At 61.8% G+C, this 14,891-nt stretch carries 12 protein-coding genes; 9 read left to right on the forward strand and 3 right to left on the reverse strand.

The annotated features are described in order from the left end of the window. Window positions 1–32 precede the first annotated feature (32 nt). Entirely contained in the window at window positions 33–1,964 is a 1,932-nt protein-coding gene (locus B5D13_RS01270; RefSeq protein ID WP_078686480.1) for a DUF4422 domain-containing protein, read from the reverse strand. Window positions 1,965–2,177: 213 nt separating this feature from the next. Between B5D13_RS01270 and tyrS the strand changes: the two genes are divergently transcribed. Then, window positions 2,178–3,395 carry a tyrosine--tRNA ligase gene (gene tyrS / locus B5D13_RS01275; RefSeq protein WP_078686481.1) on the forward strand — a complete coding sequence of 406 codons (1,218 nt, stop codon included), beginning with the start codon at window positions 2,178–2,180 and terminating at the stop codon, window positions 3,393–3,395. 157 nt (window positions 3,396–3,552) lie between these two features. Here the strand turns inward: tyrS and B5D13_RS01280 are convergent, their stop codons facing one another. Together B5D13_RS01280 and B5D13_RS01285 are read right to left on the reverse strand one after the other, a co-directional pair. Beyond that, on the reverse strand, window positions 3,553–3,894 hold the full coding sequence (locus B5D13_RS01280; protein ID WP_078686482.1) for a DUF2304 domain-containing protein: 342 nt from the start codon (window positions 3,892–3,894) through the stop codon (window positions 3,553–3,555). A gap of 10 nt (window positions 3,895–3,904) precedes the next feature. Beyond that, entirely contained in the window at window positions 3,905–4,585 is a 681-nt protein-coding gene (locus B5D13_RS01285; protein ID WP_078686483.1) for a glycosyltransferase family 2 protein, read from the reverse strand. 118 nt (window positions 4,586–4,703) lie between these two features. Between B5D13_RS01285 and B5D13_RS01290 the strand changes: the two genes are divergently transcribed. The 8 genes from B5D13_RS01290 to B5D13_RS01325 all read left to right on the forward strand — a co-directional run bounded on the left by B5D13_RS01290 (window position 4,704) and on the right by B5D13_RS01325 (window position 14,888). Continuing rightward, window positions 4,704–7,241: a U32 family peptidase gene (locus tag B5D13_RS01290; RefSeq protein ID WP_078686484.1), complete on the forward strand. Its 2,538-nt coding sequence runs from the start codon at window positions 4,704–4,706 to the stop codon at window positions 7,239–7,241. Between the two features lie 146 nt (window positions 7,242–7,387). Next, window positions 7,388–7,663 (forward strand): NifU family protein, encoded by a 276-nt coding sequence (locus tag B5D13_RS01295; RefSeq protein ID WP_078686485.1) that lies wholly within the window; start codon window positions 7,388–7,390, stop codon window positions 7,661–7,663. Between the two features lie 180 nt (window positions 7,664–7,843). Beyond that, a complete protein-coding gene (locus tag B5D13_RS01300; RefSeq protein WP_078686486.1) occupies window positions 7,844–9,118 on the forward strand; it encodes a lipopolysaccharide biosynthesis protein in 1,275 nt (424 codons plus the stop codon). A gap of 27 nt (window positions 9,119–9,145) precedes the next feature. Continuing rightward, window positions 9,146–10,141: a glycosyltransferase family 8 protein gene (locus tag B5D13_RS01305; protein ID WP_159443959.1), complete on the forward strand. Its 996-nt coding sequence runs from the start codon at window positions 9,146–9,148 to the stop codon at window positions 10,139–10,141. A gap of 30 nt (window positions 10,142–10,171) precedes the next feature. Next, window positions 10,172–10,966 (forward strand): glycosyltransferase family 2 protein, encoded by a 795-nt coding sequence (locus B5D13_RS01310; protein ID WP_078686488.1) that lies wholly within the window; start codon window positions 10,172–10,174, stop codon window positions 10,964–10,966. Between the two features lie 153 nt (window positions 10,967–11,119). Next, entirely contained in the window at window positions 11,120–11,983 is an 864-nt protein-coding gene (lgt, locus tag B5D13_RS01315; RefSeq protein ID WP_078686489.1) for a prolipoprotein diacylglyceryl transferase, read from the forward strand. A gap of 22 nt (window positions 11,984–12,005) precedes the next feature. Continuing rightward, entirely contained in the window at window positions 12,006–12,911 is a 906-nt protein-coding gene (locus B5D13_RS01320) for an SGNH/GDSL hydrolase family protein (RefSeq protein WP_234970618.1), read from the forward strand. A 237-nt stretch (window positions 12,912–13,148) separates the two neighbouring features. Next, window positions 13,149–14,888, forward strand: coding sequence for an NlpC/P60 family protein (locus B5D13_RS01325; protein ID WP_143786723.1), 1,740 nt, complete (start codon window positions 13,149–13,151; stop codon window positions 14,886–14,888). Window positions 14,889–14,891: the final 3 nt, after the last annotated feature.

Here is a 14,891-nt window from a genome sequence, read left to right on the forward strand (position 1 = left end):
GAGGGGGCGTCGGCTCGTCTGCCGCGCCCTCCCTAGTAGTTCTCGCCGCGCGGGTGGATCTTGCGGTAGATGCTGCGCGCCTTCTTGAAGCGTTTGCTGTCCAGCGGCAGGAAGAACCTGACGATGGGGGTGGCCACCTTCTGGTACGCGAACTCCTTCGGGGTGAGCTTGCCCGAGCCGGGAACCTTGTCGTTCGCGGGCGCCTGGCACATGCGGTGCAGTGCGACCTCGTAGAACGGCGTCTGGCGGGCGTATCTCCAGAAGTGCTCGGAGTAGTCGCAGGCGGGGCTGTTCCAGGGCTTCTCGGGCCCCGCGAAGTGCACGACGTAGGGGTTCTTGCGTGATGCCATGTATGCCTGGTAGATGTCGCGCGGCGCGCGGATGATGATGTCCTTGATCCGGATGCCCACCCAGTCCATCATCACGTTCCAGGCCATGTCGACGTACCTGACGCGACCCTGGCACAGGTAGTTCAGGACGTCCTGGTCAAGCAGCTGCCAGTCGTACGACGAGGCGAAGCTGAAGATCTCCTCCGGCGTGTAGGCGCGGCGCCACTCGTCCAGGTTGAAGACGATGGTACCGGCCTGGAAGTAGTCATAGGGGTGCTTGATCTTGAGGATCTCGTCCATGTACTTGTTCTTGGCGACCGCGTCGGTGCCGCTGTGGGGAGCGCCGTTGTAGAGGCCCGCGGTGTCGGGGTCGCGCACGGCCGCAACCAGGCAGCCCTCGACGTCGGTGTCGAAGAGCTCGGCCACGTCGTGCAGGCAGATCATGTCGGCGTCAAGGTAGAGCACCTTGTGGTAGTCAGGCAGCATCTGCGGAAGCAGCAGACGGAAGTAGGTCTCGACCTTGAAGTGGCCGCGCAGGTACAGCTTGCTCTGGTAGGCGCGCATGGTCGCGGTCACCTTCAGGAAGCGCAGGCTGATGTTGGGAGCCTCCACCATCTGGCGCATGAGGTCGATGTTCTTCTGGGTGAAGTCCTCGTGCAGGACAATGATGTCGTACTTCCTGTGGTCAGAGCAGTTGTCTGCCACGGACTTCAGCAGCGCTCCCAGGTAGGGGGAGTAGAAGTCGTTGGCCGAGAAGACCAGCGCGACCGGCTCTGACTCCTCCTTGGAGGCATCCCAGGCGGGCTCGAGGGTCTGGGCCTCGTCGACGTCGGCGAACAGCGCGCGCTGCAGCGTGGTGTACTTGACGCCCTTCTGCTCTATGAGCCAGGTCAGGTAGATGCCGCACAGGCGTTCGGCTAGGTAGCCGCTCACGCGGTTGCTGGTGACGTCGTAGCTCTCGAGGGCCTCGGCGCGGCGCCTCTCGTGCTCCTCGAGGATGTCGAACAGCCAGGTGGAGTATGCCTGGAAGAGGTCTCTCTTCATGATGAAGACGTTGCAGAAGTAGCCCTCGCTGCGGTTGAGGTAGTCCTTCGCGATGCCGCTGAACTCCGGGTAGCGCTCCGCGATGATGTCCATCACGCAGTCGAGGTCCTCCTTCTTCTGCTCCCAGGAGTTGTAGTAGGCATAGCCGATGGTGGTGCTGCCCTGGAAGCCGCCCTTCTCGGGAACGATGAGGTCGTACTGCTCGATGAGCTTGCGCATGGCCTCGGGGTCGTCGTAGCCCAGCTTGGCCAGGGTGGCGTCGTCGTTGGCGTCCATCAGGACGTCGCCAAAGCGGTTGGTGGGGTAGTGCTGGCTCTGATCGAAGCTCAGGTAGCGGCGATAGTGCATGAAGCCGTAGTAGTCGGCATCGGCGTTCTTCCACGCCCAGTACTGGGCCGTCAGCTCGCAGTAGCGCGGGTTCTTCTGCGAGATGTTCTCGCCCTCGTCGTCGTGGAGCATGCCCTCGAGCTTCTGCGCATGGAGCGCGGCGCCCACCTCTATGGGGCAGATCAGCTCGTTGTCGGGAAAGTGGACCCCGCCCTTGTGGGTCGAGACGAATAGCTTGATGGAAGTGTTGGCATCCTGCGCCATGCTGCCTCCTGGTGACCTTCCTGCGGAAGATATCGTGAATGACCAGTTGTTTGGGAAAAGGATAGCATTCCCAAATGCCGCCCCGCGAAGTCTGCGGTATTCTCTATATTCGTGTCTCTGTAACAGCACCGATGGTCGGCCGCGCGGCTCTGGGGCGTCCCTTTTGCCGCCTGATTGTCGAGGGCGCTACCGACTTACCCAAAGGAGAAGAACGTGCTTTCCGTAGATGAGCAGCTGAAGGTCATCCTGTCTGGAACCATGCAGGTGGTTCCTCTGGAGGAGCTCAAGAAGAAGCTCGCGAAGGGCGAGCCCCTCAACATCAAGCTGGGCGTCGATCCCACGAGTCCCGACCTGCACCTGGGCCACGCGGTGCCCCTGCGCAAGATGCGCCAGTTCCAGGACCTCGGTCACCATGTCACGCTCATCATCGGCAACGGCACGGCGCTCATCGGCGACCCCTCCGGTCGCGACAGCACCCGACCGCCCCTCACCGAGGAGCAGGTTGAGGCAAACGCCAAGACCTACGTCGCGCAGGCCATGAAGGTGCTCGACCCCCAGAAGACCACCATCGTCCACAACGGCGACTGGCTGAAGCCCCTCGACCTGAGCAAGATGCTCGAGCTCATGAGCCAGTTCAACGTCGCGCGCATCCTCGAGCGCGAGGACTTCCACAACCGCTACACCAACGGCCTCTCCATCAGCCTGCACGAGTTTATCTATCCCGTGCTGCAGGCCTACGACTCCGTCGTGATCAAGGCCGACCTTGAGATGGGCGGCAACGACCAGATCTTCAACCTGCTTGCCGGCCGAGACCTCATGCGCTCCATGGACATGGAGCCGCAGGTCGCCCTTACGGTGCCCCTGCTTGTGGGTCTGGACGGCCACAAGAAGATGTCCAAGTCCTACAAGAACTACGTCGGCCTCACCGATGCCCCCAACGACATGTACGGCAAGCTCATGTCCATCGCCGACGAGATCGTCCCGATGTACTTCCGCCTGTGCTCCACGCTGCCCGTGGACGAGGTCGACGCCATCGACAAGGCGTTCGAGGATGGCACCGCCGACCCCTACAAGCTCAAGCGCCAGCTGGCCCGCAACATCGTCGACCTGTACCACGGCGAGGGCGAGGGCCAGAAGGCCGAGGACGCCTTCGACGCCCAGTTCAAGAAGAACGAGGTCCCCGAGGACATCAAGGAGTTCCCGATGAGCCTGGTCGTCACCAACGACGAGGGCAAGGTCTACCTGGCCAAGCTTCTGGCCGACCTCGAGATCTGCAAGTCCGCCGGCGAGGGCCGTCGCCTGATCGACGGCGGTGGCGTCAAGGTCAACGGCGAGCCCGTTGCGCCGAAGAGCTACAACGTGGATCCCACGCTCTTCTCTGCGGGCACCACGGTCCAGTCTGGCAAGAAGCGCTGGGCGAAGCTGGTGTAAAGTCACCTATAACTGAACAGTAGAGGAGGGCGTCCCCAAGGGCGCCCTCCTCGTCTTATGGGGTATTGTGTTTGAGACCAATGCATGTAAATAGCGGCTGACATCTTTTTTGATGCCAGCCGCTTTGATTTTGGCTTTGATGCAACACGCTTATTGACTAATCGCCGTCGGTCTTCTTGTTGTGAAGGGCGATCTCCTGGGAAAGCTCGTCGATTCGGTTCGTCTGGCGCGAGAGCTCGCAGCTCAGGCTGAAGAGCTTGATGAGCATAAGGGCGATGATGACGACGAAGACAAAGTTGCTGGGGGAGAGGAACCCCAGAAGTCCCGAGAAGAAGAACGCTATCCCGGGGAAGATCGCGACGACGACGAGGACGGCTGCGGACACGACCCAGAAGATCGAATCGGCGACACGGATCTTGCCCTTCTTGACGCGGTTGATTACCACACCCAGGGCGACGAACGCCCCGATTGCAAGGATGACTCTGAGCAGGGATGACATGGTTACCGTCCTATCTGAACCAGATGAAGAGAATGATGGACAGGCAGGTCCTGGCCATGTAGGAGATTGATTTGAAGAAGTTGAGATAGCTCGTTCCGCCCTGCCTGTCTCGCATTTCTGCCGGGACCTCGACGACCGTCGCGCCCTTGCGGATGAGGTATGCCATGGCATCGGGCTCGGGCTGGAGGTCGAAGCTCTTTGCGAACTTCTCGATCATCTTCCTGTTGTACATGCGCATTCCAGACGTCGGGTCAGAGATGACCTGGCCGGAGGCGAACCTGATGAGTCCGGTGATGAGCTTTGCGCCGATGCCTCGAGCTCCAACGGCCCCTCCACCTGCGAGATTCCTGGACGCGATGACGACGTCCGCCTTCTTCTGGGAGAGGGCCTCTGCCATCACGGGAATGTACGATGGGATGTGCTGCCCGTCCGAGTCGATCTGGACGGCTGCGTCGTAGCCGTTCCTGAGGGCGTACTTCATGCCGGTTCTGAAGCCGGATGCGAGGCCGCAGTTGATGGGAAGGTCGACGTGGTTGAGCCCGAGGCTGTCGCAGATGGGTCCTGTCGAGTCGCTTGACCCGTCGTTGATTACGAGATAGTCGACGTCGGGGCACGTCGAGGTGAGCTCCGCGATGGTTGACTCGAGGCACTCTTCTTCATTGTAGGCAGGAACAATTGCAAGGATTTTCACTGTAAGAACTCCAGAACGAAGTTGTCTGCGCTTCGGATGAATTATACCTAATGCCTAGTCAACCCCATAATTTCCAGCTGGATACCACACGAGTGTTCCCCGCTACGAAGGCAGAGGCATGAGAAAGAAGCAGTTCAGAGACAACCACTCCGTACCCGAGCTCTTGGCGCCGGCAGGTGGCCCCGAGCCCTTCAACGCTGCCCTGGCGGCAGGGGCGGATGCCATCTACTGCGGCCTGGGCAACGATTTCAACGCTCGCCGCGGAGCACGCAACTTCACGGACGAGACGTTCGCCGAGGCTTGCCGCGCCGCGCACCTTGTGGGCGCACGCGTCTACGTCACCGAGAACGTCGTCATCAGGACCGAGGAGATGCCGGCGGCGCTGGCGCTCGTCAGACGCGCGTGGCTGCTCGGTGCCGATGCGTTCATCATCCAAGACTGGGGGCTCCTCTCCGAGATCCAACGCCTGTGGCCGCAGATCGAGGTTCACGTGTCGACCCAGGCCAACGTCCACGATGCCAGGGGAACCGCCTGGTGCCGTGACCTGGGTGTCGACCGCGTCACGCTCTCGCGCGAGCTTTCCGTTGCCGAGATCGAGCGCATTGCCCGGGAGGGCGTGGAGCTTGAGGGGTTCGGACACGGGGCGCTCTGCTTCTGCTACTCGGGCGTCTGCATGATGAGTTCGCTCGCCGGTAGCCGCTCGGCGAACCGCGGCCTGTGCGCACAGCCTTGCCGCCTGAAGTACGAGCTGGTCAACCAGGATGGAAAGCGCATCGCGCCCGTCGGCTGGGACCGGCCGCTGTGCCCCAGGGACTACTGCACCTTCGACGACGTCGAGCGCCTTGCCAAGGCAGGCCTGGGCTCGCTCAAGGTCGAGGGCCGCATGAAGGCCCCCGACTACGTCCACTCCGTCATCTCGGCGTACCGCGCCCAGCTTGATGACCTTGATGCGGGCCGCATTCCTCCGAAGGGGAGCGAGGATGCCCGTCGCGAGCTTCTGAAGCGAGCCTTCAATCGTGACTTTACCAACAGCTACCTCGACCACCGCTCCGACAACGACATGATGAGCTACGAGCGCTCCAACAACCGTGGAGAGCTCGTCGGCAAGGTCATCGCGACCCGTGACCTGGGAAGCTCCAAGGTCAAGCGAGGTGGTCGTGCCGGCGGCCGCGACCGATTCCGCACCATTACGCGCGCCGAGGTCGACATCGTGCTCGACCGCCACGTGGGCAAGGGTGACCTGCTCGAGGTTCGCCCCATCGCAGACCCCACCCAGTTCCTCACCGTCCACGCCCAGGACGACGCCGACGCCGGTGCGACCATCACCTGCATTGCCTCCCGACCCATGGAGGTCGGCGCACCCGTGCGCGTCATCCGGTCCCAGGCCGCGATGGACGCCGGAGCGCGAGCCGCCAAGGGCGAAGACGCCCCCAAGCGCAAGGTTGCCGTCCGCGTTCTTGCCAGGCAGGGGGAGCCCTTCTGCGTGGAGCTCGAGACGCTTGATGGCATCATCGCTCGTGCCGAGGGCTTCGTCGTCGAGCCTGCAAGGACCAAGGCCGTCTGCGAGGGCGACCTTGTGGAGCACGTGGGCCGGATGGGACAGACGCCCTTTGACCCTGTCTCCTTTGACGTCGAGCTCGACGAGGGCTGCGGCATGGGCTTTTCGGCGGTGCACAAGGTGCGCGCGGCCGCCTGTGAGCTGCTCGTGCAGAAGATCCTTGGGCCATCGAGCGCCTCCGTGCGCGAGCGGGACCTGGCTTCCGTTCCGTCCGTGGACGAGCTTGCGGCCGCGTCCTCGGAGAAGAGGGGGACGTGCGGCATCGCCATTCCTGGCTCTCGCGACGCCTCGGCTGAGGTCTGCGCACTCGTCCCCTCCGCCGCGGTTGCCCGTGCGGCTGCCGAGGCCGGCGCCACGCGCATCTATGCGACGGCGGACACCCTTTTGGCCGACCGCGACGCGGATTGGCCCGAGGGCGTGCAAGTCGTGCCTTGGCTGGACGAGGTCTGCCGCGAGTGCGACCACGAGCGCCTCGACCCCTTCGTTCGCGAGGGGAGGGCCTGCGGCGTGGGCAACGTGAGCGAGCTCGCGCTTGCCGTCGAGCGTGGTGCCGCGGCTGAGGTTCGCCCCTGCATTCCCGTCCACAACGAGAGCTGCCTGGTCGAGCTCGAGCGGGCCGGGGCCCAGGGATTCTGGCTGTCTCCCGAGCTCACGCTCGAGGAGATCTGCGCCCTCGCGCCTCGCTCCTCGGTTCCCGTCGGGCTTGTGGTCTCGGGTCGCACGCGTGCCATGACCAGCGAGCACTGCGTGCTGCAGGCGGCCAATAGGTGCATCCACGAATGCGCGCGCTGCAAGCTGCGCCAGCAGAAGAACTCGCTGCGTGACCAGGACGGCTCGCTCCTTCCCGTGCGCACCGACCTGCAGGGGCGCAGCCGCATCTACTCGGCGCACCCGCTCGACGCGACTCCGCAGGCCACCGAGCTCCTTGCGGCCGGCGTCAGCCGCCTGATGGCCGACTGCACTCTGCTCGACGCCGACGAGGCGGCCTTTGCCGTCCAGCGAGTCGTGCGTGCGGTCGAGGCCGTTCGCCAGGGCAGACGTCCCGCCGCCCGCGCCCAGGGCTCGGTCTCGGGCCACCTCTTTGCGGGAATCGCCTAGACCTCCCAATGTCGTTTGGGTTTCTCGCCTGAGCAGCGCGGGCGAATGGGTAGACTTGAACCAATTGAAAGTAACGCGGTGGGATTTCGCCGAGAGCAGCGGGCGCGCTTGCTCGCTCCCACCGGGCAAGGAAGGACCGTTTAGACATGGCAGAGAACCAGACCAAGCAAGAGAACGCCAAGACCCCCGTCAACGTCGAGCTCCTCGAGGCTACCCTCGACGTGATTCGCCAGAGTCTCCAGGCCGACGGCGGCGACGTTGCACTCGTGAACGTCGACGACCAGGGCGTCGTTACCCTTGAGATGCAGGGTGCGTGCGCAGGATGCCCGCTCTCGAGCATCGACATGAGCGAGGGCATCGAGCGCATCCTTATGGAGCACGTACCGGGCGTGACGAAGGTCCAGCCTGCCATGGAGTGGTAAGCCCTTCTCGCTGGAAGAATATTGGAGGCGGTGTGCTATGGCTTGGCGCACCGCCTTCTCGTGTTCTTTCCGCTGTGGAATGAGTAAGGACGCTCAGCCTAGGGGGTTATCATTTATGGGTCTGATTTGCGCTGGCGAGTATGCCGATGCAACGCAAGCAATTGAACGCTGAGGATATATATGACGGAAGATAGGTCTGGTAAGGTTTCCACCAAAGGCGTCCCAGCCCCCGTGTCGCTGAGGAGGAACATCCTCTTTAACACCATTGGGAGCCTTATGTACCAGGGGTGCCAGTGGCTCACTACCGTCCTTGTGGTTATCCTTTCGGGGTATACCGATTCAGGCATTCTTGCGTTGGCCATGACTGTGGGCGTGATGTTTAACCCCATAGGAACCTATTCGATGAGAACCTTTCAGGTGTCCGACGTTGAGGGTCGCTATACGCATGCCAACTACTGTGCGTTTAGGATTCTCACCATTGCCATCGGCGTTGCTCTCGTCTCTCCGTACGCGCTGTTCGTCTCGGGTGGACCTTCCATATTCCTGACGGTATTCATCTATCTGCTCTTTAAGGTGGACGAGGCATTTTCTGACGTCCTTTACGGCGTTGACCAGCGTGCGGAGAGGATGGACTACATTGGAGTGTCGCAGTTCCTTCGCGGTGTCTTGATCGTCTTGTCCTTCTCGTGCGCGCTTTTCGTTGCGCACAGCATTGATCTTGCCGTCTTCGGGATGTTTGTTGCCTGCGCATTGGTGACGGTTATGTATGACATTCCACATGCCCTTCGCTTCGCATCCCTTCGCCCGACGATCTCATGGGCGGATGCGCGTAGTCTTCTGTTCGAGTGCTGGCCAATGGTTGTTGCCACGTTACTTATTAGTATGGTTGTCTCTGTTGCGAGGCAGTATTACAGCTATGCCTTCGGTGTCGACCAGCTTGGTCTGTACGCCGCGGTTGCAACTCCTGCCGTGCTGGTTCAGGCCATGGCTCGCTTCCTCTACTCGCCGTCTCTTGTTCCGCTTGCCGAGCGATGGGCGTCTGGGGACATGGGCTCTTTCATTTCGTATCTGAAGAAGGCTGCTCTCCTTATGCTGGCTGTGGTTGGCTTCGTTGCGGTTGGCCTTTCGCTTGCTGGACCGGTTTTGCTGCCTTTGGTATACGGACAGTCGATTACGGACTACGTGTATCTGTTCCCCATGGTGCTGGTCGGTACGGGCCTCATCGCGTTCCTTTGGCTCTTTTCGGATGTGCTGATTGTCTGTAGGGACATGAAGGGGCTGCTGGTTACCGATGCGGCGGCGTTTGCGGTTTCGCTTGCGCTCGTTATTCCTCTTGAGATGCTATTCGGCATGAATGGCATTAACTTTGTCGTGGTCATTTCGATGGCAGCCGGTCTGACCATTGCATGTGCGAGGATTGCAAAGCTTGCAAAGCGGCAGTCCGTTCGAAGCTAGTTGGAATTACTAGGGGAGAGGTTAGCCTTGAACATTCTGTATGAGCTTGACAGCAATTTTGCCCCTCAGGTCTGCGCGAGCATGGCCTCGCTGTGCGATAGCAACAGGGACGTCGAGGACATTCATTTCTATATCTTTGGTCTTGCCCTTAACTCGACGGCTGCCGAGAACCTGCGCAGAGTCGCAAGAGAATTCGGACGCTCAATCGACATCATCGCCATCGACGGCTTCATGGAAGCGTTTGGTAACTTTGATACATTTGGCTGGAGCGAGATCGTCCTCTCGCGCCTTCTAATGGCTAGATTCCTTCCCGAGGGCGTCAACAGGGTGCTGCATTTGGATGGCGACACCATTGTCCTTTCAAGCCTCAAAGACTATTGGAACACTGAGTTTGAGGGCGATCAGGTCATTGCCGGATGCATCGAAGCAACCGTTGACAGGGACAGACTCGAGGCCCTTGGGCTCGCACGCTCGCAGTACTTCAACGCTGGCGTGCTCCTCGTTGATCTCAAGCGCTGGAGGGAAGAGGGGATAGAGCGGAAGATCGTGGACTACTGTCTCGAGAACGGGGACAAACTGTTTGCGAACGACCAGGATGCCATCAACATCGTGCTCAAGGGGCGCATCAAGGCCGTCTCTCCTGCTTACAACTGGTGCAACTCCTACGTCTTCTACAATTACAGGACGCTCAATTCCCTCATGCGAGGAGTTCCCTATTACAGCAAGGATGAGTACAAGCGCGGCACCAGCAAGCCCGCTATCATCCACTATCTTGGTGAGGAACGTCCCTGGCGCGAGGGCAACAAGCATCGCTATCGCGATGAGTACCTGCGCTACCTTGGCGCGACGCCTTATAAGGGAGTCGGGATGGAGCAGGGGTGGCGTGGCTATTTCGTTGCGTGGAACGTCTTTAACGCACTTATGCATCCGTTCCCCATGGCGAGGTATCGAATCATTACGAGGCTGATTCCTGTCGTGATGGAGAAGAGGAAGCGGGCTCGCAAGAAGGATGCGGAGAACTAGTTGAGGCAAGGCAAAAGGGGAACCCTAAAAATGGCGAACGTAAGGCATACATTTGCGATTTGCGCGTACGGCAAGAGCGAGTATCTTACCGAGTGCATCGAGTCCGTTCTCAATCAGGAAGGGGTGCGAAGCGAGGTCTACATCGCCACGTCCACTCCGAGTGACTGGTTGAGCGACATCGCGAATCGCTATGGCCTTCCTGTCTACGTAAATGACGGGGAGCATGGGATCGGACAGGACTGGAACTTCGCCTATTCCAAGGCTACGGGCGACTACGTCACGATTGCTCATCAGGATGACGTCTATTGCCCAGGCTATGCCGCCGAGGCGCTAAGGGCGGTAGACGAGTCGCACGCCCCGGTGATCTTCTTCAGCAATTACGGTGAGCTCAGGAATGGGATTCGTGTCGACGATGACAGGCTGCTTTCCGTTAAGCGATTCTTGCTGAGGCCACTGGAGAACAGGTGCAACGCATCGAGTGCCAGGGCGAAGCGCCGTGCAATGGCCTATGGCTCCGCAATTTGCTGCCCTGCGGTTACTCTGTGCAGGAAGAACGTTCCCAATCCGCCCTTCAAGACCAGCATGCGATGTGACCTCGATTGGGATACCTGGGAGACCCTTTCTCGCATTCCGGGAGACTTCCTCTACTCGAAGAAGATTCTCATGTATCACCGAATCCACGAGGAGTCGACCACGACCAAGCTCATCGAAAACAACGTCCGTGGCTCCGAAGACCTTGAAATGCTATCGAGGTTCTGGCCTACTCCCGTCGCCAGGGCTATCAATCACTTCTACTCGATCGGAATGAACTCGAACGCCGTATAGGCATGTTGGCACGCTCCTTACTACAAAGGTGCGAACGGGAGGCGCGGAGCGGGCGGTGCGTTAAGAATTGGGCGCGTCGCCCTTTTTGCTACTATCGTCACTTAAGCGCAGACTTGCGTACTCTTAATCGTTGGCAGGGGAGAAGACCTTTCCATGTGGCTTGATGCTCTGTACCACTCTCTCAATCCCATCGCCTTCCAGCTGGGACCCGTCGTCGTGCGCTGGTATGGCCTCGCGTACTTCTTCGGCTTCATCTGCGCGGCATACGTGATCTACCGCACGGCGCGTCGCTGGGGGACCGATCTTTCCGTCGACGACGTGACCACGGTCATCGTCTCCATCGCTTTTGGCGTGATCATCGGTGCCCGTCTGTTCTATGTGATCTTCTACGGTGACGGCTACTACCTGGCCAACCCCATCAAGATCCTCGCCACCAACGAGGGAGGCATGAGCTTCCATGGCGGCCTGGTGGGTGCGGTCGTAGGGGGCGCCCTCGCCTGCAGGCGCCTGCACTTCTCCATTCCCACGATGTGCGACCTGGCTGCGTGCGGCGCTCCCCTGGGCCTCTTCTTCGGAAGGTGCGCAAACTTCGTCAACGGCGAGCTGTGGGGCAAGCCCACGGACCTCCCCTGGGGAGTCATGTTCTCGGATGCCGGTGGTGGGAGCGTGTATCGCCACCCCTCCCAGCTCTACGAGGCCATTCTGGAGGGCCTGGTGATCTTCGCGGTGCTCTTCGTGCTCTCTCGCAAGAGGCCGGCGCGCCCCCAGGGCACCTTCATCGGCACGTTCCTCATGCTGTATGGCGTGTTCCGCTTCGCCATCGAGTTCGTGCGCCTTCCCGACGAGCAGCTCGGCTACCTTCTGGGAACCAACTGGCTCACCATGGGACAGTGCCTCTCGGTGCCTGTCTTCCTTGCGGGGGTCGCCGTGCTGGTCGTGGCACATCGGCTCAATCGACCGCAGGAGGGCTTCCTAGACGTCGCGGAGGGTGACGGGCAGTTCGTTCGTAACGAGTAATTCTGATTCGAGGTTGTAGGTTTTGACCAAGCATCTATCGCATAGCCAGGAGAAGGACAAGAAGGACGATGCGGGACAGCCCGACCTCCCTGGCATTGGTCTGCGCATGGCTTTTGCCCTGCTGTTCATCCTGGTCATTGCGGTGACGGGAGTCTTTCTTGTGATTGCCGGCATAGTTCCCAATCCCCCTTCTAGCCCGACGGGGGGCCATCAGCTCCGGACCTCGAGCGACGCGCAAGGCGCCCTTGTCGTGACCGACGAGCAGGACGAGTCGGACATGAGCCTCAACGAGCTGTTCGGCCTGGGAAGGGTCGACTCGGTCAGGCTCATCGGCGACTCCATCACGGCGGGCTACCTGTGCGACGGCTTCGACACGCTTCCTACCGGGCCGACCATGGTCTATTCGGGTCCTGAGGGCACCGCGTTCGAGGTCTCGGATAAGATTCCCTGCTGGGCAAACGACTTCAGGACCTGGGCTACCGACCATGGCGTGACGTCCTTCGTCAACGCCGGCGTCAGCGGCTGGCGCATGCAGTACCTGGCCGAGCACCCCGAGGCCTGGCTGGGCGACGGCGCCGACGTCATCGTCGTCATGCTGGGTACCAACGACGCGAGCAAGTGCTCAATCGACGACTTCAGGTCCTACGCCGAGACCGCGCTCGATGCCGCCGCTGCCAAGTGCAAGAGGCTCATCGTCGTGACGCCTCCCGACAACAGGCGAACCGATGCCAGGGTCCTCTACAGCATTGACCAGGTCGACGAGGTGCTGACGCAGGTCTGCGAGCAGAGGGGCTACGAGCACTACTCGCTCTACGACGCACTCGAGCTCTACAGCGACGACTTCAACCGCGACCAGGTCCATCCCACCTCTGCGGGATCGCACAAGCTCTGGCTCTCGCTCAAGGAGCAGATGGGCCTCGCGGACTAGTACGGCCCGCCCGTGCCATAGGGGAGCCACCGACCCACCTGCCGCCTCTAGAATGGTGAGCAACGACGACGTTGGGGGGCGATGCGCGTGAGACGGTCAAGATCGCTGGCTCTGGGGGCCATTGCCGCCGGACTCTCTCTTCTCGTCCTGCTTCCGTCCCCGGCGCATGCCGCCCCGGGCGTTTCCGGCGGGTCTCCGGTCGCCGTCTCCCGCGATGTGGCCTGTGAGCAGCGGATCGTGCCTTCCACCGACAGCGGGTCCGCGTGCGATGCCTCTGACGAGGAGCCGACTTCAGGCGATGCGACTCCTCTGAGCGTCGAGGCCGGGGTCGCTGTATCGGCATCCGGCGAAGCCGCGCCCGCCTCGCCTGCAAGCGCATGCGCGCCTGCCCCTCGCGAGGACCCGACGACCTTGGAGACCAGCCCGCCGGACGCGTCGGACGTCAAGAAGGACCCGCCCGACGACCCCACGGCCTCGGCCGCGAGTGACGATGCCGGGCTCGTCGAATCGACTCCCGTCACGACCGCCGCTGCCGCAAGGCTTGCCACCGCCTCCGACGACGCGTCGGGCTACGCGAACATGTATCGCCTCTACAACCCGTACACGGGGGAGCACTTCTACACCGCGTCGCTCTACGAAGCCCGTGCCGACTGCATCGCGGGCTGGCGCTGGGAGGGGATCGGCTGGGTCGCGCCGACCACGTCGGGGGACGCGGTCTATCGCCTCTACAACCCTTACGCGGGAGACCACCACTTCACGCTCTCCGCCGTTGAGCGGGACCACCTTGTTTCGCTCGGATGGCGCTACGAGGGCGTTGGCTGGAAGTCGGACGGCTCTGGCGGTCCCGCCGTGTATCGCGAGTACAACCCCTACGCGCGCTCGGGCAGCCACAACTACACCGCGTCGGCGCTCGAGGACACCCAACTCGGGCGCGTCGGATGGAGGCGCGAGGGAGTCGCGTGGAGGGCTGCCGAGCACGAGCGGCTCGCGATAGACGGCTTCTGGCTCATCACGTCTGCCTGGGGGTCGCTCGAGCGCTACTGGGTTGATTCCGGCGGAATGATCGCGACCTCGCGCCTGGTCCTGCCTTCCGAGGGCACTGGCTACTATGCCTATGCCACCTCCTCGGGGGCGGTCGTTCGTGGCGTGCGGGACCGTGGCAACGGCTGGGCTTGGATCGCGGAGCAGAACGGCAGGCTTGCGGGGCCTGCGGGCGGCTGGGTCGTGACGAGGACGTGGGACTCCGGCAATCTGCGACGCTATTGGATTTCGGACGAGGGAGGCTACGGCCTGGCGCGCGTTGGCTGGTTCGAGCGTGACGGCAGCACCTACTACGCCGACGGGTCATGCGGCTACGTTGCCTGCTACGTCTGCCTCAGACGCTCCGACGGCTGGTACTTTGCCGATTCCGATGGCAGGGCCACGAGGCTGGCGACCGGAAAGATCGGCTACCAGAACCCTCCCGGCTTCTATCAGGTGAGTGCCTACAGCGTGCTCCTCCCGTCGTACGCACACGGCTACTTCACCTACGTCACGCCCTCGCGCATCGCCCCCGACGCCACGAGGGAGCAGTGCGCGGAGGCCTTCGTGCAGCGAGCCGTCGAGTACCTTGGCACGCCCTATCGCTGGGACTACTCCATGCAGCCTGGCGTCGGGGTGGACTGCGTGGGCCTCGTCATGCAGTGCGCCTACGCGACCGGCATGGACCTGGGCGAGTTCAACCCGTATGACCACATGGCCACCGGCGACAGCGGCTGGCACAGCCACGACGCCAACAACCTCTGGAACTACGGCAGCGCCATGCACGTACCGGTCTCAGACCGCAGGCGCGGCGACGTCATCTCGTGGAACGGCCACGTTGCCGTCTACGTGGGCAACGACACCATCATCGAGGCGGGCGCCCCGGGCACGAGGGTCCGCTACAACAGCCTGTGGTACCTCGGGACGCCCCGGGGCGTCATCAGGCTCTTCCAGTAGGTA

It is taken from the genome of Olsenella sp. KH1P3 (assembly GCF_900167315.1).
Lineage (GTDB): Bacteria > Actinomycetota > Coriobacteriia > Coriobacteriales > Atopobiaceae > Olsenella_J > Olsenella_J umbonata_A.

What these genes read in the sequence shown, in the direction of transcription:
- B5D13_RS01270 (WP_078686480.1), bottom strand. Translation starts at nt 1,964, where the DNA reads ATGGCGCAGGATGCCAACACTTCCATCAAGCTATTCGTCTCGACCCAC.
- B5D13_RS01280 (WP_078686482.1), bottom strand. Translation starts at nt 3,894, where the DNA reads ATGTCATCCCTGCTCAGAGTCATCCTTGCAATCGGGGCGTTCGTCGCC.
- B5D13_RS01290 (WP_078686484.1), top strand. Translation starts at nt 4,704, where the DNA reads ATGAGAAAGAAGCAGTTCAGAGACAACCACTCCGTACCCGAGCTCTTG.
- B5D13_RS01295 (WP_078686485.1), top strand. Translation starts at nt 7,388, where the DNA reads ATGGCAGAGAACCAGACCAAGCAAGAGAACGCCAAGACCCCCGTCAAC.
- B5D13_RS01300 (WP_078686486.1), top strand. Translation starts at nt 7,844, where the DNA reads ATGACGGAAGATAGGTCTGGTAAGGTTTCCACCAAAGGCGTCCCAGCC.
- B5D13_RS01310 (WP_078686488.1), top strand. Translation starts at nt 10,172, where the DNA reads ATGGCGAACGTAAGGCATACATTTGCGATTTGCGCGTACGGCAAGAGC.
- lgt (WP_078686489.1), top strand. Translation starts at nt 11,120, where the DNA reads ATGTGGCTTGATGCTCTGTACCACTCTCTCAATCCCATCGCCTTCCAG.